We start from the raw sequence: 25960 nt of genomic DNA on the forward strand, positions 1-25960 counted from the left end.
GGCATGATGCGGGCCGGGGGCGGCGCAGGTCCGCACCGCGCACGGCCGGAGGGGTCGACGTGAGGAAACTGCAGGACGCCGTCACCGCGCTGCTGCCCGCCGTGGTGACGGCGCGGATCGAGCCGGAGAGCTGCCCGGCCTGGCTGCGGCGGCCGGGCCGGACCGAATGCGCGGGCCGGTGGGAAACGGTCTCGGCGATCTACCGCGCGCTGACCGGCCTGGTGCTGCCGGAACTGGCCCCGGAACGGGAGTGGCGGCGCCTGGACGTCGTGCTGACCCACCCGGACGGGCGGGGGCAGATCCTGGAGGTCGACGAGAAGCAGCACTTCACCGCCGCCCGCGCTGTGACCCTGGAACGCTACCCGGCGACCGCCGTGCTCGGATTCGACTCCGCCCACTGGCTGGCCCGGTCGCGGGCGCTGACCGGACGCGAGCCGGGCGGCGGGTACGCCAGGCCACGGCCGCCGCTGTTCCCGGGCGACGGCGGCCGGCACCGCCAACGCGCCTTCCGGGACGCGCTGGCGGACCTGCTGCCGGCCGAGCACGGCTGGCTGCCGACGATCCGGGTCAGCGACGCGGAGGCCGTCGCCGTCCTCGCCGCCCCGGACCCCGCGACGGCGCTCGGCGGCCTGCTCGGCACGCGCGGCCTGCCGAGCCACGGCCTCCGGGCGGATCCCGCCGAACGCTGAACCCGCCCGCGCTGCCCTCCCCCCGGCGTCTCCAGCCGTCTCCGGCCGTCTCCAGCCGTCGCGGGAGGATCGGCGGGGCCGCGCCCTTGAGCGGCCCGGCCTGATCACCCCCCCCCATCTGATCCCCCCGGTCTGCGCGCCCCGGCCGTTGTTCCGTCGGGGCGCCCGGCTCACTGCGCCAGGGCCGTCCGGAGGAACGCCAGGATCTCCGCCCGGGCGGCTGCGGCCTGCGGCTCGACTCCCGGCAGGGCGAGGAACCCGTGCCGTGCGCCCGGGTACTCGGTGAGGCGGACGGGCGTCCCGGCCGCGTGCAGGCGCTCGGCGTAGCGGCGGCCGTGGTCGGCGACCGCGTCCAGCGTGGGCACCAGCACCAGGGCCGGGGCGAGGGCGCCGAGGTCGTCCGCGTGCAGCGGGGACAGGGCGCGGGCGTCGGCGCCCGGCGGGACGGCCAGCTGCCGGACGTACCGGAGTTGGGGCAGCGTCAGGGCCGGGCCCGCCGCGTGCTCGGCGACCGACGGGTGGTCGAACATCGCCGCGGTCAGGTCCGTCACGGGGTTGACCAGCACCTGCGCCCGCAGCCGCGGTCCGGCCGCCCGGGCCCGCAGCGCGGTCAGCGCGCTGACCAGTGCGCCGCAGCTCTCGCCGAAAACGGCCGTGCGCGCCGGGTCGACGCCCCACCGTTCGGCGTGCCGCAGCAGGTGGACGAGCGCGTCCCAGCCGTCCTCGGCGGCGTCCGCGAACGGGGTGCCGGGGGCGAGCAGGCGGTGCTCCACCGAGACGACCAGGGCGGGCAGTTCGGCCGCGAGGTGGCTGTTGGCCCAGTCGCACTGCACCGCCGTCCCGACGAAGCCGCCGCCGTGCACGTGCACCACCAGCGGCAGGCCCGCCGGGGCGGCTCCGCCCGCCGTCGGCCGGTACACCCGGACCGGGAGGTCCCGGCCGGGCAGCGCGAGCTGCTGCCAGTCGACCGCGACCCGCGCGTCCGGCTCCCCGAGCACCGCCCGCGCGGCGGCGGAGGAGCGGAAGCGGTTCTCCGCCGCCTGGTAGGCGCGCAACTCCCCTGCCGTGACGGTCTCGTAGTCCGGTTCCGCCGGCCGGAGCACCGCCCGCTCCCCGCTCACGCCGCTCACGCCGTTCCCGCTCATGCCGCTCCCCCCTCCGCCCGACCCCGGCCGGGCGCCTCGTCCGGGGCCGGACCGCCCCGCCGTCCCTCATTATGCACGCACCGCGTGCATCAACAAGTGCAACGGCGATCGCAGGACGTGGAAAGGGTTCTGACGACACCTCGGGAAACGTCCGGACGACGCGCCGCCCCCGCCCGGGGCCTGCCCGGCAGGATCGGCCGGGCAGGCCCTAGGGTGAACCGGACGAGAGGGGCGAGGACATGACTGGCCGCAGGCGATGGTCGACCGAAGAGATCCTGGACGGCGCGGCGGAGCTGCTGCGCACGGGCGACGCCGAGTCGTTCAGCGTGCGCAGGCTCGCCGCGGCGCTCGGCACCGACTCCTCCAGCCTCTACCGGCACTTCCGCAACAAGACCGAGCTGCTGCGCGCCGTCGCCGACCGGATCCTGCTCGCCGCCATGGACGGTCACCGCCCCGAGGGCGACTGGCGGCAGCGCGTCACCGCCCTGGCCCTGCGCCTGCGCGAGGCCTTCGGCGAACAGCCCCAACTCGCCGCCGTGTGGGGGCGCTACGCCTCCGGGGGCACCGGCTCGCGCCTCGTCATGGAGGAGCTGCTGCAGGCGCTGCGCGCCGCCGGCCTGCCCGACGCCGAGGTGCCGCTCCGCTACCACCGCACCGTGGTGCTGATCGCCTCGCTGATCTCCGCCGAGGCCGGCCTCGGCAGCATCACCTCCGAGGAGTACGCGCAGGCCACCGAGCAGTTCCGGGTCGCCGTCCTGGGCGCCGACCCCGAACGCTTCCCCACCCTCGCCCACTTCGCCCGCGACGTCCGCCCCCTCGGCGCCGACCGCCGCGCCGCCTTCGAGGACCTGCTCGCCGCCCACCTGGACCGGATCGAGTCCCGAATCCCCTGATCCGGTAGGGCGGTTGCCCCGGCCGGGCCCCGGGCCCGGCCGCTCTCACCCGGCGGCGGGCGGCACCGTTCCGGTCGGCTCCTTGGGAACGCTCACGTACGGGCGCAGGTGGCCGGAGACGGCGGCGGCCAGAACGCCGAGGAAGCTGACGAGGAACCCGAGCGCGAGGCTGCCCGCCAGCAGCCGGATGCCGAAGGTGTCCAGGCGGATGCGTCCGTCGGCGACCAGGCGGTAGTGGACCCCCATCGTGGCCGCGCAGATGGCGGCGCTCGTCGCGATCCCGGGAACGGCCGCGAACCAGGGCCCGGCCCGGAGCACGAGCAGCCCGAGGACGATGACGGCGAGCCCGGGCACCACGGAGAGCAACGACACGATCCGCGAGTCGACGTCCAGGTCCAGCGCCTTCGCCCCGGCCCAGGTACCGGCGGCACCCGCGCCGAAGTACACCAGCAGCACCACCAGCGTGCGCCACACCGTCCCCTGGACGCTCCGGGGCTCGGGAACGGGCGCCGTCGGCACCGGTCCGACAGAATGATCGGCGTTCGTCACGGCCCAGAGTATGCCGCAGCACCAGCGGCTCCCGGGGGCGGAATTCCGTACCGCACGGCCGTTGACCGCCAACGGCCCCGGCCGCCCTCCCGGCCACCCGCGCCGAGCTCCGGGCGGGTCGTACCCCGGGGCGGGTCGCGGCGAACGGTGCTGGCATCGTGAGGGTCATGGGAGCAGCGGGAACGACACCGGAGCCGATGCCTGAGCCGACACCGGAGCCGACGCCGGAAGCCCGGGCGGGGCGCGGGCTCACGGCGCTGGGCGAGGTGGCCTGCCGCTACCGGGCGGGCGAAGTCAGCCCGGCGGACCTGCCGATGATCGCGGCGGAGGCGCTCGCGGCCGGGCTGGACACCCCGACGCTGTGCGATCTGGCCGGTTGGCCGCGCGGCGCGGACGCCCACGACATCCGCACCGCGTTCGAGCAGGCGCTCGCCGAGGCCGGGGTCGGCCTGCCCGACCCGCTCCTGGCGCAGCGCCACGGGCTGCGCCGGCTGGCGGCGCGGCTCCTCGGCGGGGAGGCCACCCTCGCCGAGCTGGGGGCGGACGACTGGTGGGAGACCGAGGTCGAAACCGCCGAGGAGCGGTCGTTCGTGCAGCTGCTCCCGCAGTGCTCGTGCTGCCTGGAGTACGCCTTCGCCCTCGCCCCGCGCCGGTGGGAGGCCGAACTGCGAACCGCCGCACGCGCCTTGGTCGCCTCCGCACCGGTCGGCCCCGGCTGCTGACCGGTACGCGGGCCGAGCGGCGACCCGGGCAGGACCGAGCAGGACCGGGACGGCGGCCGGGCGGGACGACGACGGGCCGGTCGGTCGGCGGCCGCGCCGACGCTGCGCGCCCGCGCGGGGAGCGGCGGGATCGCGGGCCCGGGCTCGGCGTCCGGTCGGTCGGTCGGTCGTCCAAGGCGACCACGCCCGGGTGCGGGTCGTTCAGGAAGCCCGCGACGATCGGCCCGAGGTCGTCGGAGGGCAGGTACGCGCCGCCGAAGGGCAGGTGGTCGGCGGGGGCCGAGGCGGTCGAGCAGCGGAGGTGTCCGGCCCGCTCGTCGTGCCGGACGCAGAAGGTCGCCACGCCGTCGAAGCCCCTCGCGCGCACGCGGTGCCGGACGGTTTCGGCGGTCCGCTCGAAGGCGGCGGTCACCTCGGCCACGGACCGGGGCCGCCGGTCCTCGACGTCCGTGGTCAGCCACCAGGTGCTGGTCTCCCGCTCCACCGGCGGGTCGTCGGGGGCGAACACCAGCGGCTCGTCCGCCAGTTCGGCGATCCGGGTCAGCCGCACGTCGTCAGTGTGCGGGCGGGCCCGGTCGGCGGGGTGTGGCGACGGCGACGGCGACCCGGCCGGTGCGCAGGGAGGAGCGGCTGCGGGTGGGGGTGTCGAGGGCGCGGGCGAGGGTGAGCAGGTCGTGGTCGGAGGTGACGTGCAGGCCGTGGTCGGCGAGCAGGGCGGCCATCCGCCCGGGGGTCCACAGCGAGCGCCAGGGTTCGCCGGCGGTGACGGAGTTGCCGAGCAGGCGGGTGAGCAGCCGCCCGGCGGCCGCTTTCGCCGAGGGGGACTGGTAGTTGAGGACGAGCGTGCTGCCGGGGGCGGTGCGGGCGGCGAGCGCGGCCAGGGTGACGGCGACCTGAGCGCGGGTGAGGTAGGGGATCACGCCCTCCCACAGCCAGGTGGTGGGGGCGGCGGGGTCGTGTCCGGCGGCGTCCAGGGCGGCGGAGAGGTCGTCGACGGCGAAGTCGACCGCGGTGAAGTGGACGGCGCGGGCGGTGGGTCGGGCCTCGGCGGCGGCGAGGCGGGCGCGCTTGTCCTGCTGGGAGGCGGGGTGGTCGACCTCCCACACGTCGGTGCGGGCGAGTTCGGCCAGCCGCCAGGCGCGGGTGTCCAGTCCGGCGCCGAGGATGACGAGTTGGCGGCCCACCCCGGCGTCCACCCCCGCCTCCGTTCCGGCGTCCGCCCCGGTGGCAGGCCCGGCGTCCGCCCCGGTGGCAGGCCCGACGCCCGTCCCGGTGGCAGGCCCGACGCCCGTCCCGGTGGCCGACCCGACACCCGTGCCGGAGGCCGACCCGGCACCCGTGCCGGAGGCCGACCCGACGTCCGCCCCGGCGACAAGCCCGGCGCCCGGCCCGGTCCGCAGTGCCTCGTCGATGGCGACCGTGCGCGGGACGGCGATCTCGGCGCAGGCCCGGACGCTCTCGTAGCCGGTGCGGGCCTGCCAGCCCTCGGGCGGGGTGCCCGCGCGGACCAGGTCGACCACCGTCCGCTCCTCGGGGCGCAGCAGGCGTATCGCGACCGGGTCGGCGAACCGTCCGACCGCGGCCCGCCCGTCGGCGGCCGCCCGGCCCTGGCAGACCAGGACCGCCGTCCGGCTCGCCGTGCGCCCGTTCTCGTCCATGCGCCCCATTGAACACCCCCGCCCGGCCGGCACCCGCACCGGCAGCGGGCACCGACCGGGCGGGGGCGGGGCGGGTCAGCCGTCGGAGTAGCTGAGGTCGCCGACCGACCAGGCGCTGATGTCGGCGATGGCGATCCGGTACATGCCGCCGGTGTGCGGCAGCCCGAAGTCGCCCTGCAGGATGCGGGCCCGGTGGAGGTGGAGGTGGGTGGGCGGCTCCGGCGCACCGTCGGGGGGTGGGGTGGCGAAGAGGGCGGCGAAGGGTTTGAGGTGGTCGGAAGTCTGGAGGACATCCGCCACCCGCTCCCACCACAGGGCCACCGGGGCGAGCCTGCCGGTGATCACCGCACCGGGAACCACCACTGTCACGGACATCTGGTTGCTGTGCTCGGACTCCACCATCGCGGCGATGTCGACGAGCAGCCCGTCAGGGTTCGACATGCTCCGAGCCTAGGCCACTCCCCCGCCCGCGCACCGCGATTCCGCCAGCCCGGCCCGCCACGCACTCGCCGGAAGCCCACCGGAAGCCCACCCGGAGACCGTCCGGAGAGCACCCAAGGGCCGTCCGGAGCCCACCCGGAGAACCGCCCGGGAGCACCCCGGCCCGGGTCGCCCCGCCGTCCCCGGCCCCGCCCGAGCGCGGCCCGCCGACTTCGCGGACGCGGCCCGCCGCCCCTCTGGACAGCCCGTTTTCCGGCCGTCCGGAAGCGCCCGAATGGGAGAGCGCTCTCCCGCTTGACATGAATTCTCCCAGGTCATCACACTGCTGGGGCGAGAGAGCGCTCTCAGCGCTCCCCCTCTCTCTCGCTGCGCGCACGCACATCCCCCCACCCCCTGCACGCGCACCCGAGGAGCCGACAGATGCTCGCGCCACGCATGCACCGAACGCACCGCACCTCGCACCTCCCCCGCACCGCCCCCGCCCGCTGGGGCGCACCGCTGTGCGCCCTCCTGACCGTCACCGCCCTGCTGGCGGGCCTGCTGCTCGTGCTGGCCCCGGCACCGTCCGCCCGCGCGGCGGGCGCCCTGCTCTCCCAGGGGCGGCCGGCCACCGCCTCGTCCGCCGAGAACGCCGCGACCGGCGCGTCCGCCGCCGTCGACGGCGACACCGGCACCCGCTGGTCCAGCGCCTTCGCCGACCCGCAGTGGATCCAGGTCGACCTCGGCTCCAGCCAGGCCCTGGGCCAGGTCGTGCTGCGCTGGGAGGCCGCCTACGCGAAGGCGTACCAGATCCAGACGTCCAACGACGGCAGCACCTGGACGAGCGTCTACTCGACCACCACCGGCACCGGCGGCACCGAGACGCTGAACGTCTCCGGCACCGGCCGCTACGTCCGGATGTACGGCACCCAGCGCGCCACCGCGTACGGCTACTCGCTCTGGGAGTTCCAGGTGTACGGCACGTCCGCGCCGAGCACCTGCGGGACGCAGAACGCCGCCCAGGGCCGGGCCGCCACCGCGTCCTCCGCCGAGAACGCCGCGACCGGCGCGTCCGCCGCCGTCGACGGCAACCCGGGCACCCGCTGGTCCAGCGCCTTCGCCGACCCGCAGTGGATCCAGGTCGACCTGGGCTCGGTGCAGACCCTCTGCCGGGTGCAGCTCCAGTGGGAGACGGCCGCCGCGAAGGCGTACCAGCTCCAGACCTCGACCGACGGCGCCACCTGGACGAGCGTCTACTCCACCACCAACGCCGCCGGCGGCACCGAGACGCTCAACGTCACCGGCACCGGCCGCTACGTCCGGATGTACGGCACCCAGCGCGCCACCGCGTACGGCTACTCGCTCTGGGAGTTCCAGGTCTTCACCACCGGGGGCGGCTCCGGCCCGTCCTCGCCCAGCCCGTCCCCGTCGCCGAGTTCGACCCCGCCCGCGGACGCGTTCTGGGGCGACACCAGCACCATCCCGGCCGCGAAGAACGTGCTGACGGTGAAGGTGCTCAACCGCACCAACGGCGCCTACCCGGACAGCCAGGTGTACTGGAGCTTCAACGGGCAGGTCCACTCGATCGCCGAGCAGCCCTACCTCGACATGCCCGCCAACTCCTCCGGCCGGATGTACTTCTACCTCGGCTCGCCGACCAGCAAGTACGCCGACTTCATCGAGTTCACCGTCGGGCCGGACGTGTTCAACGGCAACACCACCCGGGTCGACGCCTGGGCGCTGCCGCTGGCGATGCGGCTGCACTCCGCCGACGGCTACGACGTGCAGGTCGGCGACGCGCAGTCGGTGTTCAACGAGAGCCGCACCCAGCTGTTCCAGGACTTCGCGAACGCCGTGCCGCAGGAGTTCAAGGTGCTGGCGCAGACCGAGGCCCCGTACCGGATCATCGCGCCGGGCAGCGACCCGAGCTTCCGCACCGGCGGCGTGAACGCCGACTACTTCACGGCGTACGCGAGTTCGGTCGGCGTCCACGAGAGCACCTCGAACATCTTCGGCTGCGCGGGCACCATGGCCGGCGACCCGGGCATGTGCTCGGCGCTCAACCGGCACGTCGCCACGCTGCCGCAGAGCCAGTGGTCCGACCCGGGCAAGTACTACGCGGCGGGCCCGGCCAACTACTACGCCAAGTTCTGGCACGACCGCGCGATCGACGGCCTGGCGTACGGCTTCCCGTACGACGACTACGCCGGCCAGTCCTCGTACGTCTCGCACGCGAACCCGCAGTGGCTCGAAGTGGCCGTCGGCTACTGAGCCCGGTGCACCCCCACCCGACACCGCACGCACCGTCCGCGAGGAGAACCGTGAACGCACGTTCGGCACGCCCGCCGGGGCCCGCCCCGGCGCCCCGACGCACCGTCAGAACACCCCGCAGGCCCGGCAGGCCCGGCAGGCCCGGCCGGCCCGGAGCGGTCGGAACGCTCTGGACGGCGGCGCTCGCCGCCCTGGCCCTGCTCACCTCCCTGCTGGTGGCGGGCGCGCCCGCCGCGCAGGCCGCCCCGGCGCTGCTCTCGCAGGGCCGGCCCGCCACCGCCTCCTCGGTGGAGAACGCCGGGACGCCCGCCTCCGCCGCCGTCGACGGCGACGGCGACGGCGGCACCCGCTGGTCCAGCGCCGCCGCCGACCCGCAGTGGATCCAGGTCGACCTCGGCGCGGCCGCCACGATCAGCCAGGTCGTGCTGCGCTGGGAGACCGCCGCCGCCAAGGCGTACCAGCTCCAGACCTCGAACGACGGCGCGACCTGGACGAGCGTCTACTCGACCACCACCGGCACCGGCGGCACCGAGACGCTCAACGTCTCCGGCACCGGCCGCTACGTCCGGATGTACGGCACCGCCCGCACCACCCAGTACGGCTACTCGCTCTGGGAGTTCCAGGTGTACGGCACCGCCGGGACCGGCGGGGGCGGCGCCGCCTGCGGCACCCGGAACGCCGCGCTGGACCGGCCGGTCACCGCGTCCTCCGAGCAGAACGCCGCCTTCCCGGCCGCGGCCGCGGTCGACGGCGACGGCGGCACCCGCTGGTCCAGCGCCGCCGCCGACCCGCAGTGGCTGCGGGTCGACCTGGGCGCCGTGCTGCCGGTGTGCCGGGTCTCGCTGGCCTGGGAGGCCGCGTACGCGACCGCGTTCCAGGTGCAGGTCTCCAGCGACGGCACCACCTGGACGAGCGTCTACTCCACCACCAACGCCGTCGGCGGCACCCAGGCCCTGGACGTCACCGGCACCGGCCGCTACGTGCGGGTGTACGGCACCGCCCGGGGCACCGCGTACGGCTACTCGCTCTGGGAGTTCCAGGTCTTCACCGGCGGGGGCGGCAGCACCCCGTCCCCCTCGCCCACCCCGTCCCCCTCGCCGAGCGGTTCGGGCACCGGCTGCGGCACCGCCAACGCGGCGCTCGGGCACCCGGCCACCGCCTCCTCCACCGAGGACGGCAACCCGGCGTACGACGCCTTCTACGCCACCGACGGCAGCACCCTGACCCGCTGGTCCAGCGCCGTCGGCGACCCGCAGTGGATCTCGGTGGACCTGGGCGGCAGCCTGCCGGTCTGCCAGGTGGTGCTGCGCTGGGAGAACGCCTACGCCACCGGGTTCCGGATCGAACTGTCCGACGACAACGCCAAGTGGACGAGTGCCTACTCCACCACCACCGGCACCGGCGGCACCCAGACCGTGAACGCCACCGGCACCGGCCGCTACCTGCGGGTGTACACCACCGCCCGGGCCACCGGGTACGGCGTCTCGCTGTGGGAGCTGGCGGTGCGCACCGTCGGCGACCGGAGCGTCACCATCCCGCCGCCCGCGCCCAAGCCCGCGCCCGGAAACTGCCCGTGGCTCAACCAGCCGAACGTGCCGGTCGCCACCCGGGTCGCCCAGCTGATGGGCGCGATGACCCAGCAGCAGAAGGACCGGCTGCTGTACGGCGACGGCTCCACCGTCTACATCGGGCAGATCGCCGGGCAGCCCGACCTGTGCATCCCGGACGTCAACCTGGAGGACGGCCCGAGCGGCGTCGGCGACGGGCTCGGCGGCGTCACCCAGTTCCCCGACGGCGAGGTGTCCGCGGCCACCTTCGACACCGACTACGTGCACGCGTTCGGCACCGCCGTCGGCCAGGAGTTCGCCGGCAAGGGCGTGCACGTCTCGCTCGGCCCGACCGTCAACATGGTGCGCGACCCGCGCTGGGGCCGGGCGTACGAGACCTTCGGCGAGGACCCGTACCTGAGCGGGCAGATCGCCAGCGCCGACGTCCAGGGCATGCAGGCGCAGGGCGTGATGGCCGAGGTCAAGCACGTCGCCGCGTACAACGTGGAGCAGCCCTCCGCGCCCGGCAACGAGATCGTCGACCCGCGCACCCTGCAGGAGATCTACCTGCCGGCCTTCCAGACCGCGATCGAGAAGGGCGGCGCGGCGGCCCTGATGTGCGGGTACAGCATGGTCAACGGCGAGTACTCCTGCCAGAACCCGGCGCTGGAGAACGTCGCGATGTACCAGCAGGCCGGGTTCCAGGGGTTCATCACCTCGGACTGGGGCGGCATCCACTCCACCGTGCCGTCGGCCAACGCGGGCGAGACGGTCGAGATGCCCTTCGACGGCTTCTTCTCCGCCCCGCTGCTGCAGGCCGTCGCCAACGGCCAGGTCAGCCAGGCGACCTTCGACACCATGGTCTCCCGGGTGCTCACCCAGATGTTCCGCTTCGGCCTGTTCGACAAGGCGCCCAGCGGCTCCAAAACCGCCATCGTCGCCACCCCGGCGCACCGGGCGGTCGCGCTGCGCGGCGCCCAGGAGGGCACCGTCCTGCTGAAGAACAACGGCGTGCTGCCGCTCGACCCGAACGGCGGCCGCTCGCTCGCGGTCATCGGCACCCAGGCCGGCCCGGGCACGCTCACCTCCGGCGGCGGCAGCGGCAACGCCACCAGCTCCGGCACCTACACCCCGCTGTACGGCATCCAGCAGCGCACCGAGGGCACCAACACCACCGTCGCCTACAACGACGGCACCGACCAGGCCGCCGCGGTCGCGCTCGCCAGGTCCTCGAACGTGGCGATCGTCTTCGCGGCCGACGACTACGGCCACGAGACCGCCGACACCACCACGATCGACCTGCCCGGCAACCAGAACGCGCTGATCTCCGCGGTGGCCGCGGCCAACCCCAACACCGTCGTGGTGCTCAGCAACAACTCGGCGGTCACGATGCCCTGGCTGAACCAGGTCGCGGGCGTCTTCGAGGGCTTCTACCAGGGCCAGGAGTTCGGCGAGGCCATCGCGTCCCTGCTGTTCGGCGACGTCAACCCCTCCGGCCACCTGCCGATCACCTTCCCCGCCTCGCTCGCCCAGGTCCCGGCGAACACCCCCGCCCAGTGGCCGGGCACCGGCGGCACCGTGCAGTACTCCGAGGGCCTCAAGATCGGCTACCGCTGGTACGACGCCAACAACCTCACCCCGCTGTTCCCGTTCGGCTACGGCCTCTCCTACACCACCTTCGCCTTCTCCGACCTGCGGGTCGGCCCGCTCACCGACGGCCGGGCCACCGTCACCGCCACCGTCACCAACACCGGCACCCGCCCCGGCACCGAGGTCGCCCAGCTCTACGTCGGCGCTCCCGCCGACACCGGCGAACCCCCGCACCAGCTCAAGGGCTTCCAGCGCATCACCCTCAGCCCCGGCGCCTCCGGCACCGCCACCTTCACCGTCACCGCCCACGACCTCGCCCACTGGGACACCGGCGGCGGCAACTGGACCGCCACCGCCGGCACCTACCGGATCCTGGTCGGCGACAGCTCGCGCAACCTCCCGCTGACCGCCAACCTCACCAACCCCACCACCGTCGTCGCCAACGCCATGGACTGACCGCCCGCCGACCGGACGCCGGGGGCACCCACCGGGTGCCCCCGGCTCCGTCGTGCTCCGGGGCCGTCGTCCTCCGGGGCCGTCGTCCTCCGGGGCCGGCCCCCTGCGCCGGTCGCCGGAGGACGGTCACCACCGGGGCGGGAGCGGTCGGAGCGAGCGGTCACCACCTCGTCGGCCCGGTCCGGCCGGTCCCGCCCCAAGCCAGTTATTCATACATACACACTCGTATGCGGAACGGGCCGCCGGGCCTCGTCCGCCCCGGCCCCGTCGGGCCCGCCCACTAGGGTGACCCCATGGCGGACACCCCGACAGCAGCGGACCCCGGTGCGGCCCCCGCCATCGAGGTCCTGAACGCGCTGGTCGACCGCGCCTGCGCGCCGCCCACCGGCGCCTCCCGCGCCAAGCAGCTGCGCTGGGTCGCCGGGGAGCTGCGCACCGCCCTGGAACGCGGCGCGCTCCCGCCGACCGCCGCCCGCTCGCTGACCGCGCTCCTCGCCCCGGACGCCCTCGCCGCCTACCTCACCGCCGCCGAGCGGGGCCTGCTGCGCCGCAAACCCGCCGCCCGACCCGACCGGCCCTCCCCCGCGTCCATGCGGGTGCGCGAGAACTGCCTGCGCATCCTCGCCACCCACGCGGACATCCCCCTCACCCTCCCCGACCGCGACCCGCCCCCGGTCGAGCTCCACCCCGTGGTCACCGCCCGCCCGCGCGGCATCCTGCTCGCCCACCTCGACCACGCCACCCGCCCCGGCCAGAGCGACGCCCGCACCCGCATCCTCGCGATCATCGCCACCGTCCTGGACACCGGCTGCCGGGCCGGCGAACTCTGCGCCCTGCGCACCGACGACGTCGACCTGCACCGCGGCACCATCCGCCTCACCCGCCTCCCCCAGCACCGCGACCCGCAGGCCCCGCCCGCCACCGAGACCATCGCCCTCTCCGCCACCACCCGCGCCGCCCTGCGCCACTGGCTCACCGCCCGCGCACACCTCACCCTCCGCGACCCCGCCCGACCCCCCGGCCCCGACAACCAGACCACCCCCGCCCTGTGGGTCAGCATCGCCCCCAGCGGCCACCCCCGCCCCGGCCTCCCCCTCCACTTCCGCGGCCTCGCCCGCGCCTACGCCCGCGCCGTCCACGACCTCAACACCGACATGGCCGGACAACCCGGCTGGCACCCCCTCCCCCGCCGGATGGAACCCCTCCGCCGCGCCATCGAGCTCCAACCCGACGACACCACCGGCCCGAACAAGACGGCCGTCCTGCGCCGCACCCGCCCACCCACCACCGACCACGGACCCCGGTGACGCGCCTACGGCCCAGGTGCGGCGGGCGGGCGGAGCAGCTCAGCGGTGCTCGGGGTTCTCGAAGTCGAAGCGGCAGCCCGCGTCCCACTCGGAGCGCTGGTTGCCGTGGGCCGGGATGCCGCCCGCGTCCTTCAGCATCCGGGCCAGGTGCAGCTGGTTCCAGGTCATGAAGGTGGTGTTCCGGTTGGTGAAGTCGTTCTCCGGGCCGCCGGAGCCCTCGTCCAGGTAGGAGGGCCCCGGCCCGGCCTCGCCGACCCAGCCCGCGTCGGCCTGCGGCGGGATCGTGTACCCCAGGTGCTGGAGGCTGTAGAGGACGTTCATCGCGCAGTGCTTGGCGCCGTCCTCGTTCCCGGTGATCAGGCAGCCGCCGACCCGGCCGTAGTAGGCGTACTGGCCGTGCTGGTTGAGGACGGACGAGCAGGAGTACAGCCGCTCGATCACCCGCTTCATCACGGAGGAGTTGTCGCCGAGCCAGACCGGTCCGGCCAGGGTGAGGATGTCGGCGGCCATCACCTGCGAGTAGATGACGGGCCACTCGTCGGTCTCCCAGCCGTGCTCGGTCATGTCCGGCCAGACGCCGGTGGCGATGTCGAGGTCGACGGCACGGAGCACTTCGACCGACACGCCCTGGCGTTCCATGATTCCGGTGCTGATGTCGATCAGGCCCTGGGTGTGGCTGCGCTCCGGCGAGCGCTTGAGCGTGCAGTTGATCACCAGGGCGCGGAGATCGCGGTAGGACGTGCCGGTGTCGGTCATCGTTGCGTTCCTCGGGGCGGAGTGGGCGGTCGGGCGGTCCGGCCGCGGGCGGGGAATCCGTCCACTGTCCCGCCCCGCCGGGTGGAACGGGCGGACGGCGCACCAGCGGCGGCCGGGCCGGTCGGCGTTCACCCGCACGGCAGCAGGAGTCCGCACTCGTCGTGGTGCCCGTCGGCGGGGCGGCGGGGCGCTGTAGGTTCGGGGGCGTCGGCATGTCGACTCAGAGAAGGCAGGTGCAGATCATGGTGGATTCGCTGTTCGAGCTCCCGATCCGGACGCTGGCGGGCGAGCCGTCCTCGTTGGGCGAGTACCGGGGGAAGGTGCTGCTGCTGGTGAACGTCGCCTCGAAGTGCGGGCTGACGCCGCAGTACGCGGGGCTGGAGCGTCTGCAGGAGAAGTACGGGGAGCGCGGGTTCACGGTGCTCGGGTTCCCGTGCAACCAGTTCATGGGGCAGGAGCCGGGGTCGGCGGAGGAGATCCAGGAGTTCTGCTCGACCACGTACGGGGTGTCCTTCCCGCTGTTCGAGAAGATCGACGTGAACGGGGCGGAGCGGCACCCGGTGTACGAGCGGCTGACCGAGGTCGCGGACGCGACCGGCGAGGCCGGGGACGTGCAGTGGAACTTCGAGAAGTTCCTGGTGTCGGCGGACGGCGAGGTGGTCGGGCGGTTCCGGCCGCGGACCGAGCCGGAGTCGGCGGAGCTGGTGGCCGCGATCGAGGCGCAGCTGGCGGGCTGAGCCGGGGTGCGGCGGGCCCGGGGCCCGGACCGTCCGAACTGTGCAGGTAACCTGCGCAGTGGAACTGGACAGTCCGGGCCCCGGGCCGTCCGCACGCCCGACGAAAGGCCCGCCGTGTCCGTCACCGCGCTCGACCCGACCACCGCCCTGGTCGTCATCGACCTCCAGCAGAGCATCCTCGCCCTCCCCACCGCCCCGTACCCCGCGCGCGAGGTGCTGGAGCGCGGCATCGCGCTCGCCGGGGCGTTCCGCGCCGCGAAGCTGCCGGTGGTGCTGGTGCGGGTGTCCTTCGCCGCGGACGGCGGGGACGTGCCGCCCGGCCGCACCGAGCAGAACCGGGGCGGGGGCGGGGCGACGACCCGGCCCGAGGGCTGGGACCGGATCTCCGAGGAGCTGCTCGCGCCGTCCGACCTGGTGGTGACCAAGCACAACTGGGGCGCCTTCCACGGCACCGACCTGGACGTGCAGCTGCGCCGCCGGGGCGTGACGCAGATCGTGCTGGCCGGCGTGGCGACCAGCATCGGCGTGGAGTCCACCGCCCGGGCCGCGCACGAGCACGGCTACCACGTGACGCTGGCGGTGGACGCGATGTCCGACCTGGACGCGGACGCGCACCACAACAGCGTGCGGCGGATCTTCCCGCGGCTGGGCGAGACCGGCACCACCGAGGAGGTGCTGGCGCTGCTGGCGGCGACCCGCTGAGCCGGGGGCGGGGACGTGCCGGAGCCCGGCCCGCGTGCGGGCCGGGCTCCGGCGTGACGGCGTTCAGGCGTGACGGCGTTACGGCGTCACGGCGTTCAGGCTTCGCCGGGGTGCCAGGCGGGCCACTCCCAGGGGCGGTCGTCCCAGTGGACCCGGGCCGGGTCGCGCGGGTCGAGGTCGGGGAAGTGGCGGTGCACCTCGGGTTCGAACTCCTCGGGGGCGAGCGGCTTCCAGCCCTCGTCCCGGAAGTGGACCAGCCGGTAGCGGCTGTCGGTGCGGAACTCGGCGACCCGGACCAGTGGCTCTTCGGTGGTGCTGCTGCTCGTACTCGTCATGCGGCCAGCATCGGCCGGGCTCCGGCGGGCCGCACGCCTACGGCGCACCGGGCGGCGTGTCGTACGGCGTGTCGTAGGGCGTGTCGGGCGGCATGTCGGGCGGCGTGCCGCGCGGGCAGCACGGTTGCGCGCGGGCCCCGGGCCGGTGGGCGCGGTCCCGTACCGTGGAGGGAGTCGACGCGTTCGTCCCGGGAGGACCACATGGGCAGTGGCAAGGGCAGGGCTGCGGCCCGGGTGCGGGGGCTGGACGGGCTGGCGGTGACGCGTTCGGCGTGGGGGCTGTACCGGGAGACCCGGCGGCCGGGCGCGCCGGGGCCGGTGGCGCGGGTACGGGCGCTGCCGCGCCTGGTGCGGGACGCGCTGGCGGGGCGGTACCCGGGGGTGGGGCCGGGGAAGCTGGCGGCGCTGACGCTGGCGGTGGGGGTGTACCTGGTGAGCCCCCTGGACGCGGTGCCGGACTTCCTGCCGCTGCTGGGCTGGGGTGACGACACGGCGCTGCTGCTGTGGTTCCTGATGGGCCTGACCCGGGAGTCGGGCCGGTACGTGGAGTGGTCGGCGGCGCGGGGGCGGGAGGCGCGGGCTCCGGGAGCACCGGGGACCCCGGCGGCATCGGCTCCGGAGGCCCTGGAGGCCCTGGAGACCCTGGGAGGCTGATCGCACCGCAACGATTGATCCTCAATCCGCAAGAATCTGACACCGGGAAGAAATTTCCGCGCAACTCTCTTGTGGTGGTGCGGCACGCGCCCCTACTGTCGGCTCACCTCCACCACGCCTTTCAGAGAGCCGGTCCCCGATGACTGCTGCCCCCGCCTTCCCCTCCCGTTCCGTCCTCCCGCGTTCGGCCCGCGCCGGGGCCGTCGTGGTCGCCTCCGTGCTCGGGCTGGGGGTGGCACTGTGCGGCCCGGCCGCGTACGCCGCGCCCTCCTCCGGCGGCGCCGCCGTGGTGACCCGGGCCGGGATCGACCCGGCGCTGACCGCGGGCCGCGGCGCCCGGGTGGACTTCCTGGAGCAGGAGGCGGAGAACGCCGCCACCACCGGCAGCGTGATCGCCGCCGACCGCACCGCGTACACCCTGGCCGCGGAGGCCTCCGGCCGCAGCGCGGTGAAGCTGACCCCCGGCCAGTACGTGGAGTTCACCCTCCCCAAGGACGCCAACGCGATCACCGTCCGCTACAGCCTGCCGGACGCGGCGAACGGCGGCGGGATCACCGCCCCGCTGGACGTCACGGTCAACGGCAAGGACCGCCGGCAGCTCTCGGCCACCAGCCAGTACTCCTGGCTGTACAACCAGTACCCGTTCACCAACGACCCGAAGGCCGGGCTGCTGCACCCGGACTGGTGGATCACCGAGTGCGGCTGCGTGCCCGCCGCGACCACCCCCGCGCCGACCGTCGCCACCCCGTTCCGTCCCGGCCACATGTACGACGAGCAGCGCATGCTGCTGGGCCGCACCTACAAGGCGGGCGACAAGGTCCGCATCGCGCTGCCCGCCGGGTCGAAGGCGCCGTGGGCCGCGATCGACCTGCTGGACTCGCAGTTGGTCGCCGCCCCGCACGTCGAGCTGAAGGCCGTCAACGTGCTGGCGCTGGGCGCCGACCCGACCGGGCACCGGGACTCCGCGGACGCCATCGACCGCGCGGTCAAGCTCGCCAGGACCCTGCGCCTGCCGGTCTACCTGCCGCCGGGCGTCTTCCAGGTCAACCGCCACCTCGTGGTCGACGACGTGACCGTGATCGGCGCGGGCAGCTGGTACACCGTGCTCAAGGGCACCCAGCAGACCCTGTCCGCCCCCGCCCCGGACGGCAGCGTGCACACCGGCGTCGGCATCTACGGCAAGGACGCGGCGCAGGGCGGCAGCCGCAACGTCCACCTCTCCGGGTTCGCCATCGAGGGCGACGTCCGGGAACGGATCGACACCGACCAGGTCAACGGCGTCGGCGGCGCGTTCAGCGACTCCAGCATCGAGGGCCTGTACATCCACCACACCAAGGTCGGCATCTGGCTGGACGGCCCGATGAAGAACCTGAAGATCACCGGCAACCAGATCGCCGACCAGATCGCCGACGGCATCAACTTCCACACCGGCGTGGCCGACTCGGTGATCCGGGACAACTTCCTGCGCAACACCGGCGACGACGGCATCGCGCTCTGGTCGGAGAAGACCGCGGACGCCCGCACCGTCATCGACCACAACACCGTGCAGTCGCCGACCCTGGCCAACGCCATCGCGGTGTACGGCGGCACCGACACCACCGTCTCGAACAACCTGGTCGCCGACCCGGTCCGCGAGGGCTCCGGCCTGCACGCCGGCTCCCGCTTCGGCGCCGAGCCGTTCGCCGGGTACCTGCACTTCACCGACAACACCACGGTGCGGGCCGGCACCTACGAGCTGAACTGGAACATCGGCCTCGGCGCGATCTGGTTCGAGGTGCTGGACCGGGACATCGACGCCGACATCAAGGTCACCGGCGACCACTACCTGGACTCTACCTACAACGCGATCATGGCGGTCGCCGACTGGGGCGTGAAGGACCAGTACAAGCTGTCCAACCTGGCGTTCAAGGACGTCAAGATCGACGGCACCGGCACCTCGGTGCTCAGCGCCCGCGTCGCCGGCTCGGCCAGCTTCCAGAACGTGACCGCCCGCAACGTCGGCGCCGTCGGCATCAACAACTGCGGCACCTTCCACTTCACCCCGACCGGCTCCGAGTTCTCGGTCACCGACCTGGGCGGCAACTCCGGCGGCGGCACCACCGGCGACTGGCTGGCCTCCTGGGAGCTGCCCAACACCATCACCTGCGACGACCGCCCGCCGGTGGTCGCCCCGCCGGCCCCGTCCAAGTGGTGACGGACGCTCAACTCCCGTTCTGAGCGCTCCCGCTCTGCGTCAGCCGCTTGACCAGCTTGACGAAGCGCAGGTCGGAGCGGAGCGGCACGCCGAAGCGCTCGTCCCCGTAGGGGAAGGGCTCGAAGCCGCCGGTACGGGCGAATCCCCGCCGCTCGTACCAGGCGATCAGGTCGGCGCGCTGCTCGATGACCGTCATCTCCATCGCGGTCGCGCCCCACTCGGCCCGGGCCCACTCCTCGGCCCGGGCCAGCACCTGCCGTCCCAGGCCGCCGCCCTGGATCGCCGGGGAGACCGAGAACATCCCGAAGTACGCCGCGCCGCCGCGCCGCTCGACGTGGCAGCAGGCGGCGAGGGCGCCGTCCCGCTCGACCAGCAGCACCACCGAGTCGGGGCGGCCGAGCAGTTCGGCCACCGCGGCCGCGTCGGTGCGCTGCCCCTCCAGCAGGTGCGCCTCGGTGGTCCAGCCCGCCCGGCTGGACTCGCCCCGGTACGCCGACTCCACCAGCGCCACCAGGGCCGGCACGTCCCGGGCCTCGGCGGTCCGGAAGGCCGGGGCGGGAGCCCCTCCGGCGGTCGGGGCGGACGTCGTCGGGGCGGACGTCGGCTCGGCGGCGGTCATCGGTGCTCTCCTCGGGCGGGTGCGAACGGGCCCCGCGGCGGGGCGCCGGAACCGCCATGGTGCCACAGCGGCCGCCGCCACCGGGACCGCGCGTCCCCCCACCGACCGGCGCGGTCGGCCCCGGGCCGGGGGCCGACCGCGCCGCTTCCCGTTCCGGGACGGCCCGCGTCGTCAGCGGCGGACAGGCGGGCGGGCGGGCGCGAACAGGCGGCCAGGCGGGCAGGCGCGGGCGGGCGGCGAACCGGTCAGGCCGTCGGCCCGGCCACCCGCAGCGCGGGGACGGCCGTGCCGGTGGCCGCGGCCAGGCGTTCCGCGGCGGCGGCCAGGGCGGCGGCGGGCGGGGCCTGCTCGAACGGGGTGACGGTGAGGAGCGGGCCGTCCTGCTCCCAGGTGCCGGCGATCCGGCCGTCGACCAGCAGCAGCGGGGCGATCCAGCCGGCGGTGCGGCTGACCCGGGCGCGGTGGGCGGCGGGGAGGACCTCGGTGGCCTTGGTGCCGGGGCCCAGCACGTACTGGTCGAAGGCGCCGAGCAGGTGGACGGAGGCGGTGGGGGTGGTGGCGGCCAGTTCGTCCAGGTGTTCGGTGAGCGCGAGGGCGGGCGCGCCGTCGACGGTGACGTCGGTGAGCCGGTCGCCGAGGGCGGCGGCGAAACCCTTCAGGACGCCCTTGCGCAGGCTGTTGCGGGACAGCCAGGCGTCGAAGCGGTCCAGGCCGGCCGGGCCGTACGCGCCGAGGTAGGCGGCGAGCAGGCGCGGCCCGGCCTCGTCGACCGGGGGGAGACCGGGCCAGTCCGGGCTGTGGTCGGCGGGGTGGGTGAAGGCGACGCGGCCGGAGGGGGCGGGCGCGTGGCAGAGCACGCCCTGCCAGGCGAGCGGTTTCAACAGGGCGCCCCAGCCGGAGGCGAGCTGCTCGGCGAGCGGGGCGAAGCCGGGGTCGGCGGTGAGCGCCGCGGCCAGCTCCTCCCTGGTGAGGACCGCGCCGCGGAGCAGTTCGCCGACGGCTTCGACGAGCCTGGCGACCTGGTCGGGCGTGGCGCCGAACTGCCTGGTCCAGGCGGGCTTCTCCCACGTCCGGGCGGAACCGATCAGGGCGAGCGCGTCGGCGGCGGTGCGCGGGTCGAGCAGATGCAGGGTGCCGCGCTGGGCCCAGGTGCGCAGCAGGCGGCCCTCGGCGAGGTCGGCGCGCAGCGCCCCGGCGGCGTCGGGGCCGGTGCGCAGCGCGACGGCGAGTTCGGCGGCGGACGGGACCTGGGCCTGCACCCCGGCGAGCCGCCGGGCGACGGCGACCGGGCCGTCCGCCGACCGGTCCGCGTCCAGGTGCTGCCTGCGCAGCCGCCACTCCAGGACCTGCGCCGTCGTCAGTTCGGTTCCGCCCACCGTGCGCCCCTCCGTACCCTCGCCGTCCGAGGGTTCCGACCCTAGCCGCCGGTACTGTCAACGGACCTTCGGCGGACGGGCCTTCGACCGGCGGACGGCCGGGCAGCGGGCCTCGGAGCAGTCGGGCGGCCGGGCGGCGGGCCTCGGAGCAGTCGGCGTTCAGCCGGCCGGTGTCCGGTCGGCGTCGGCGGGCGGCGGGACGGGCTGCTCGTCCGGGCCGGGGTAGGGGAGGATCTGGCGGAGCAGTCCGCGCGGGTGGCCGCGGCGGCGCCACTCGCGGGGGTAGCCGAGCGAGACCTCCTCGAAGCGGACGCCGTCGTACCAGGTGGTGCGCGGGATGTGCAGGTGGCCGTAGACCACGGCGGCGACGTTGAAGCGGCGGTGCCAGTCGGCGGTGAGTTCGGTGCCGCACCACTGGGCGAAGTCGGGGTGGTGCAGGACGTCGGTGGGGCGGCGGTCGAGCGGCCAGTGGCTCGCCAGGACGAGCGGCAGGTCGGGGTCGTGCGCGGCGAGCGCCTTCTCGGTGACGGCGACGCGCTCGCGGCACCAGTCGTCGACGGCGGCGTAGGGCGCGGGGTCGATCCGGTACTCGTCGGTGCAGACCACGCCGTTCTCGTGGGCGCGGGCGAGCGACTGCTGCTTGTCGGTGACGCCGGGCACCCGCCAGCTGTAGTCGTAGAGGGCGAAGACGGGGGCGACGGCGTACGGGCCGTCGGGGCCCTGCCAGACGGGGTACGGGTCCTCGGGGGTGGCCACGCCGAGGGCGCGGCAGCGTTCGACCAGCAGTTCGTAGCGCTCGGGGGCGGCGAGGGCGGGCTGTTCGTGGGCGGTGGTCCACAGTTCGTGGTTGCCGGGCGTCCAGAGGACCTTGGCGAAGCGGTCGGTGAGGAAGCGCAGGGTCGCCTCGACGTCCCGGACGCGTTCGGCGACGTCGCCCGCGACGATCAGCCAGTCGCCCGGGCCGGTGGGGCGCAGGGCGTCCAGCGTGGCGCGGTTGTCCGCGATGCCGACGTGCAGGTCGCTCACCGCGAGCAGGCGTCCGTGCGGCACCGCTCCCCCGTCCCTCGTCCCAGACCCGTTCGTCCCCGTAGCGGGACGCGCGTTGACACGGTACCGCCGGGGCGGCCGGGCACGCCAGCACGGGCGTTTTCCCGCCACGGCGTCAACGTCCGGCGGAATGCCGGGTGTTCAGTTGTCACACTTATGGATGTTCTCTCTACATACGTTCATTCGATATGTGGTTTCAACACTCTGTTGACTGACGGGGCCATGACTATATCTTCTCCGCATGCGGCCGACCCGGCCGCCACCACCGGATTGAGGAGTCGTCATGACCGCTTCCGGCACCATCCGCACGCTCCGCCGCACCGCCACCGCTGCCGCCACCGCCGCCCTGCTGGTCGGCGTCGTCGCGGTCTCCGCCGTCCCGGCCCAGGCCGCCGGGCCCACCGCACCGGCCGGTTTCCACCCCGACCAGGACCACGCCGGATCGACCGTCGCCGCCCACGAGGGCCGCGGCCTCACCGACCCAACCGGCACCGCGAGCACCTTCGCAGCTCTGACCGCCACCCAGACCAAGGGCATGGACGTCTCCAGCTACCAGGGCAACGTCGCCTGGAGCACCGCCTACGCCAACGGCGCCCGCTTCGCGTACGTCAAGGCCACCGAGGGCACCAGCTACACCAACCCGTACTTCGCCCAGCAGTACAACGGCTCCTACAGCGTCGGAATGATCCGCGGCGCCTACCACTTCGCGCTGCCGAACGTCTCCAGCGGCGCCACCCAGGCCGCCTACTTCGTCGCCCACGGCGGCGGCTGGTCCAAGGACGGCAAGACGCTGCCGCCCGCGCTCGACATCGAGTACAACCCGTACGGCGCGACCTGCTACGGCCTGACCCAGGCCGGGATGGTCAGCTGGATCCGGGACTTCTCCAACACCGTCCACACCAAGACCGGCCGCTACCCGGTGATCTACACCACCACCAACTGGTGGAGCACCTGCACCGGCGACAACGCCTCCTTCGGCGCCACCAACCCGCTCTGGATAGCCCGGTACTCCACCGCGGTCGGCACCCTCCCGGCCGGCTGGTCGTACCAGACCATCTGGCAGTACGCCGACTCCGGCACCCTGCCCGGCGACCAGAACTACTTCAACGGCGCCCTCGACCGGGTCAAGGCGCTCGCCACCGGCTGACACCGCACCGCACCACATCGCACCACGCTGCACCGCACCGCTCGGCGCCGCACCGCTCGGCGCCCGCCCACGGCCGGAACACGCCCCGCACCGGCCGCGGGTGGGCGCCCCGCCGTCGGGCGCGGGGTCAACTCCGGTGCAGCACCAGCAGGTCCATCCAGCTGACGGCCGGCTCCTGCGGCCGTTCGGCGGCGGCGCGGCGCAGCCGGTCGAGCCCGGCCTCCCACGCCCGGTCGCTCAGCGCGCGCAGTTTGCTGTCCGCGTCGCGGCGCAGTCCGGCGGCGAACGCGGCCAGGGTCGGTGCGGAGCGCTGCGGCAGCGACCGCAGGGCGGTCCGGGTGAAGCCGGCCGCGGCGAAGGCGGCGGTGACCCGCTCCACGCTCGGGTAGTCGTCGATGCCGGCGGCGGTCTCGGGGAAGTACCGCACCCGCAGGTCGCGTTCGCACCGGCCGGGGAAGGCGTTGCGGATCAGCACCGGCGCGCCGGGGCGCAGCACCCGGTGCAACTCCCGTGCGGCGGCGTCGAGATCGCCGATGTGGTGGACGACGGAGCCGAGCCAGGCGGCGTCCGCGGCGCCGTCCGCGACGGGCAGCTGCTCGGCCCGCCCGTCGAGCACTGTGACGCCCTCCCCCGCCGGGATCAACTCCCGCATGGCGGGGGCCGGTTCGACGGCCAGCACCCGCACGCCGTACCAGTCGCGGAAGGCGGTGGCGAAGGCCCCGGTGCCCGCGCCGACGTCGAGGACGGTCGCGCCGGGGTGCGGGGCCGCGTGCTCGGCGATCGCCTCCCGCCAGGCGTCCAGGCCCTCGCGGGGGATCTCCCGGGCCGCCCGGTAGTCGGCGGCGGTGCGGGCGTCGTACACGGTGTCGGCCACGGGTGGTGCTCGCTTCCGGTGGTGTGTGGGGGGTGGAACGGTGCGGGTGCGGGTGCGGGACGGCGGTGAACTCGGCTCAGGTGGTGGGGAGTTCCAGCGCCCAGGTGTCGACGGCGAACTGGAGCTCCATGCCGTGCCCGAGGTAGAGCGCCATCGCGCCGGTGGCGTTCTCGGTGTCGACGCCCAGGGCGGCGGTCGGCAGGCCCCGGGCGGCGGCGTCCGCGAAGAAGTGCCGCAGCAGGTAGCCGCCGATGCCCCGGCCGCGGGCCGCGGGCAGCACGCCGATGTTGAACGCCCAGGCGGTGGCGGGGGGTCGCAGGCCGGTGCGCAGCACCGCGACGTCCCCCCGGCCGTCGAGTTCGGCGACCCACACCCGGGACCAGTCCACCGTCTCGGCGCCGATGTCCTGGAGCCACTGCGGGTAGTCGCGGGGCTTGAAGTCGTAGTGCGCGGCGAAGGTCCGCTGGATCAGCAGGTGGGCGGCCCGCCGGTCGGCCTCGGCCGTGCAGGCGCGCAGCCGCACGCCGGTCGGCGGCTCGGGCAGCGGGTCGGTGGACGGGGAGACCCGGCGGTGCAGGGCGTGGTGACGGCGGACGTGCCGCCAGCCGCGGGCGCGCATCGAACCGGTGTCGGTGGTGGGCTCGGCGTTGAGCAGCAGGTGCAGGACGGCGCGCTCGGCGCCGTTGCGGCGGGCGAGTTCGGCGGCGCGGGTCTCCATCAGGTCGAACAGGTGCAGGCCGCCCGCGAGTTGGCCGGGCAGCAGGTACTGGTCGAGGTCGATCCGCTCGCCGCCGGAGCGGTCGCGGACCAGCCCGTACCCGACCAACTGCCCGTCGGGGTCGTGCAGCAGCCAGCTGTCGTGCGCCAAGTCCAGTTCGGGGTGCGCGAGTTCCTGTTCGACCTCGTCCAGGTCGGTGCCCGGTCGGCCGGTCTCGATCTCGTCCACCCGGTTCAGCAGCGCGCAGACCGCCGCCGCGTCCGCGCCCGTCGCGGGCCGCACCGTCATCCCGTCCGGCAGCGCCATCGCCGCTCCCCTCTCCGTCGTCCCCGCACTCGTCCCGTCCGCGGCCTTTCTACCGTCCGACGCCCGCTCCCCCAAGCGGTTTTCGATCTTCCGACGGCCGGACGCCGCCGTGCCCGATCGCACCACCACCAATCAACTCAGCCGCTCACAAGTCGACTTGGCGATCATTCGGGCCCGGCGTTCCGGCACCTCCGCCCGGCTTCTCCGCTACATTCCTGGCGTGGACGAGTTGACCGACGAAGACCCCTCGCACATCGGCCCCTACCGGCTCATCGCCCGCCTGGGCATGGGCGGCATGGGCCTGGTCTACCTGGGCCGGTCCGAGGCCGGGCGCACGGTCGCGGTCAAGGTCGTCCAGGCCGAGCTCGCCGCGCAGGGCGAGTTCCGCCGGCGTTTCGCCCGCGAGGTGGCCGCGGCCCGGAAGGTGGGCGGCAGTTGGACGGCGGACGTGCTGGACGCCGACACCGGGGCCGACGTGCCGTGGGTGGCCACCCGGTACGTGCCCGGGCCGAACCTGGCGGCGGTCGTCGCCCGGGACTTCGGCCCGCTGCCCGAGCGCTCGGTGCGCATCCTCGCCAACCGGCTGGCCCTGGCGCTGGAGGCCGTGCACGGGGCGGGGCTGATCCACCGCGACCTCAAGCCGTCCAACGTGCTGGTGACGGTGGACGGTCCGCGGGTCATCGACTTCGGCATCGTCCGGGCGATGGACAGCCTGGTCGGCGACAGCCTGCAGACCCGCACCGGCGTGCTGATCGGCTCGCCCGGCTTCATGTCCCCCGAGCAGGCCAGGAGCCGGGACCTCACCCCCGCCAGCGACGTCTTCTCCCTCGGCTCCGTCCTGGTGTACGCCGCCACCGGGCACGCGCCCTTCGACGCCGACGGGTCCGACGTGATCGGCCACCTGGTCCGGATCGCCGCGGACGAACCCGACCTGACCGGTCTCCCGGCCGCGCTGGACGGCCTGGTGCGCGCCTGCCTGGACAAGGACCCGGCCCGTCGGCCCACCCCCGCGCAGATCGCCGCCCGCACCGACGGGGGCCCCGGGGACGCCGGGGTGTGGCTGCCCGGCGAGCTCCTCGCCCAACTCGGGCGCCACACCGCCCGGTTGCTGGACTTCGTCCCCGAACCGCGGACCGCACCGGCCGCACCACCGGCACCCGCATCCGCATCCGCATCCGCATCCGCATCCGCGCCCACACTCACGCCCACGACGCCGCACCCGTCGGCCGGGGGCTCCGGCTACACCCC

22 protein-coding genes and 1 pseudogene are annotated in these 25960 nt (G+C 74.8%); 12 read left to right on the forward strand and 11 right to left on the reverse strand.

The annotated features are described in order from the left end of the window. The first annotated feature begins 59 nt into the window (after positions 1-59). Positions 60-689, forward strand: coding sequence for a hypothetical protein (locus HUT16_RS04315; protein ID WP_176185604.1), 630 nt, complete (start codon positions 60-62; stop codon positions 687-689). Between the two features lie 170 nt (positions 690-859). Here the strand turns inward: HUT16_RS04315 and HUT16_RS04320 are convergent, their stop codons facing one another. Next, the gene (locus HUT16_RS04320) at positions 860-1834 is read right to left on the reverse strand and encodes an alpha/beta hydrolase (RefSeq protein WP_176185606.1); all 975 of its coding nucleotides are present in this window, start codon (positions 1832-1834) and stop codon (positions 860-862) included. 239 nt (positions 1835-2073) lie between these two features. Here HUT16_RS04320 and HUT16_RS04325 point away from each other — a divergent pair, with 239 nt between their 5' ends. After that, on the forward strand, positions 2074-2727 hold the full coding sequence (locus tag HUT16_RS04325) for a TetR/AcrR family transcriptional regulator (protein ID WP_176185608.1): 654 nt from the start codon (positions 2074-2076) through the stop codon (positions 2725-2727). 45 nt (positions 2728-2772) lie between these two features. Here HUT16_RS04325 and HUT16_RS04330 read toward each other — a convergent pair whose 3' ends face one another. Further along, a complete protein-coding gene (locus HUT16_RS04330; RefSeq protein WP_176185610.1) occupies positions 2773-3276 on the reverse strand; it encodes a hypothetical protein in 504 nt (167 codons plus the stop codon). Positions 3277-3473: 197 nt separating this feature from the next. Here HUT16_RS04330 and HUT16_RS04335 point away from each other — a divergent pair, with 197 nt between their 5' ends. Next, on the forward strand, positions 3474-3998 hold the full coding sequence (locus HUT16_RS04335) for a hypothetical protein (protein WP_176185612.1): 525 nt from the start codon (positions 3474-3476) through the stop codon (positions 3996-3998). Between the two features lie 554 nt (positions 3999-4552). Here the strand turns inward: HUT16_RS04335 and HUT16_RS37780 are convergent. Beyond that, positions 4553-5656 carry a class I SAM-dependent methyltransferase gene (locus tag HUT16_RS37780; protein ID WP_176185614.1) on the reverse strand — a complete coding sequence of 368 codons (1104 nt, stop codon included), beginning with the start codon at positions 5654-5656 and terminating at the stop codon, positions 4553-4555. A gap of 75 nt (positions 5657-5731) precedes the next feature. Then, positions 5732-6097 (reverse strand): hypothetical protein, encoded by a 366-nt coding sequence (locus HUT16_RS04345; protein ID WP_176185616.1) that lies wholly within the window; start codon positions 6095-6097, stop codon positions 5732-5734. A gap of 420 nt (positions 6098-6517) precedes the next feature. Here HUT16_RS04345 and HUT16_RS39640 point away from each other — a divergent pair, with 420 nt between their 5' ends. From HUT16_RS39640 to HUT16_RS04360, 3 genes are all read left to right on the forward strand, one after another. Then, positions 6518-8347, forward strand: coding sequence for a discoidin domain-containing protein (locus HUT16_RS39640; RefSeq protein ID WP_368662671.1), 1830 nt, complete (start codon positions 6518-6520; stop codon positions 8345-8347). A gap of 215 nt (positions 8348-8562) precedes the next feature. Next, complete coding sequence (locus tag HUT16_RS39645) at positions 8563-11940, forward strand: discoidin domain-containing protein (RefSeq protein WP_368662732.1); 3378 nt, start codon at positions 8563-8565, stop codon at positions 11938-11940. Between the two features lie 293 nt (positions 11941-12233). After that, positions 12234-13247, forward strand: a complete 1014-nt coding sequence (locus HUT16_RS04360) for a site-specific integrase (RefSeq protein WP_176185620.1) — start codon at positions 12234-12236, stop codon at positions 13245-13247. Between the two features lie 39 nt (positions 13248-13286). Here HUT16_RS04360 and HUT16_RS04365 read toward each other — a convergent pair whose 3' ends face one another. Next, positions 13287-14003, reverse strand: coding sequence for a flavodoxin family protein (locus HUT16_RS04365; RefSeq protein ID WP_176185622.1), 717 nt, complete (start codon positions 14001-14003; stop codon positions 13287-13289). Between the two features lie 212 nt (positions 14004-14215). Here HUT16_RS04365 and HUT16_RS04370 point away from each other — a divergent pair, with 212 nt between their 5' ends. Next, positions 14216-14740, forward strand: coding sequence for a glutathione peroxidase (locus HUT16_RS04370; protein ID WP_303392062.1), 525 nt, complete (start codon positions 14216-14218; stop codon positions 14738-14740). A gap of 114 nt (positions 14741-14854) precedes the next feature. Beyond that, on the forward strand, positions 14855-15442 hold the full coding sequence (locus tag HUT16_RS04375; protein ID WP_176185626.1) for an isochorismatase family protein: 588 nt from the start codon (positions 14855-14857) through the stop codon (positions 15440-15442). 95 nt (positions 15443-15537) lie between these two features. Here HUT16_RS04375 and HUT16_RS04380 read toward each other — a convergent pair whose 3' ends face one another. Beyond that, positions 15538-15777, reverse strand: coding sequence for a hypothetical protein (locus HUT16_RS04380; protein ID WP_176185628.1), 240 nt, complete (start codon positions 15775-15777; stop codon positions 15538-15540). Positions 15778-15978: 201 nt separating this feature from the next. Here HUT16_RS04380 and HUT16_RS04385 point away from each other — a divergent pair, with 201 nt between their 5' ends. Next, on the forward strand, positions 15979-16431 hold the full coding sequence (locus HUT16_RS04385; protein ID WP_176185630.1) for a YkvA family protein: 453 nt from the start codon (positions 15979-15981) through the stop codon (positions 16429-16431). Between the two features lie 139 nt (positions 16432-16570). Next, positions 16571-18625, forward strand: a complete 2055-nt coding sequence (locus tag HUT16_RS04390; RefSeq protein ID WP_176185632.1) for a glycosyl hydrolase family 28-related protein — start codon at positions 16571-16573, stop codon at positions 18623-18625. 7 nt (positions 18626-18632) lie between these two features. Here HUT16_RS04390 and HUT16_RS04395 read toward each other — a convergent pair whose 3' ends face one another. From HUT16_RS04395 to HUT16_RS04405, 3 genes are all read right to left on the reverse strand, one after another. Beyond that, positions 18633-19244 (reverse strand): GNAT family N-acetyltransferase, encoded by a 612-nt coding sequence (locus HUT16_RS04395; protein ID WP_176185634.1) that lies wholly within the window; start codon positions 19242-19244, stop codon positions 18633-18635. 245 nt (positions 19245-19489) lie between these two features. Further along, positions 19490-20620, reverse strand: a complete 1131-nt coding sequence (locus HUT16_RS04400) for a crosslink repair DNA glycosylase YcaQ family protein (RefSeq protein ID WP_176185636.1) — start codon at positions 20618-20620, stop codon at positions 19490-19492. A gap of 159 nt (positions 20621-20779) precedes the next feature. Beyond that, positions 20780-21670 (reverse strand): metallophosphoesterase, encoded by an 891-nt coding sequence (locus HUT16_RS04405; protein WP_176185638.1) that lies wholly within the window; start codon positions 21668-21670, stop codon positions 20780-20782. A gap of 280 nt (positions 21671-21950) precedes the next feature. Between HUT16_RS04405 and HUT16_RS04410 the strand changes: the two genes are divergently transcribed. Further along, positions 21951-22814, forward strand: a complete 864-nt coding sequence (locus HUT16_RS04410; protein ID WP_176185640.1) for a lysozyme — start codon at positions 21951-21953, stop codon at positions 22812-22814. Positions 22815-22941: 127 nt separating this feature from the next. Here the strand turns inward: HUT16_RS04410 and HUT16_RS04415 are convergent, their stop codons facing one another. After that, positions 22942-23688 carry a class I SAM-dependent methyltransferase gene (locus HUT16_RS04415; RefSeq protein WP_176185642.1) on the reverse strand — a complete coding sequence of 249 codons (747 nt, stop codon included), beginning with the start codon at positions 23686-23688 and terminating at the stop codon, positions 22942-22944. A 76-nt stretch (positions 23689-23764) separates the two neighbouring features. Then, positions 23765-24712, reverse strand: a complete 948-nt coding sequence (locus tag HUT16_RS04420; RefSeq protein WP_176185644.1) for a GNAT family N-acetyltransferase — start codon at positions 24710-24712, stop codon at positions 23765-23767. A 220-nt stretch (positions 24713-24932) separates the two neighbouring features. Here HUT16_RS04420 and HUT16_RS37805 point away from each other — a divergent pair. Further along, positions 24933-25826 (forward strand): annotated as a pseudogene (locus HUT16_RS37805) (serine/threonine-protein kinase); the annotation flags it as partial. Positions 25827-25960: the final 134 nt, after the last annotated feature.

The sequence above is a fragment of the Kitasatospora sp. NA04385 genome, from assembly GCF_013364235.1.
Classification (GTDB): domain Bacteria; phylum Actinomycetota; class Actinomycetes; order Streptomycetales; family Streptomycetaceae; genus Kitasatospora.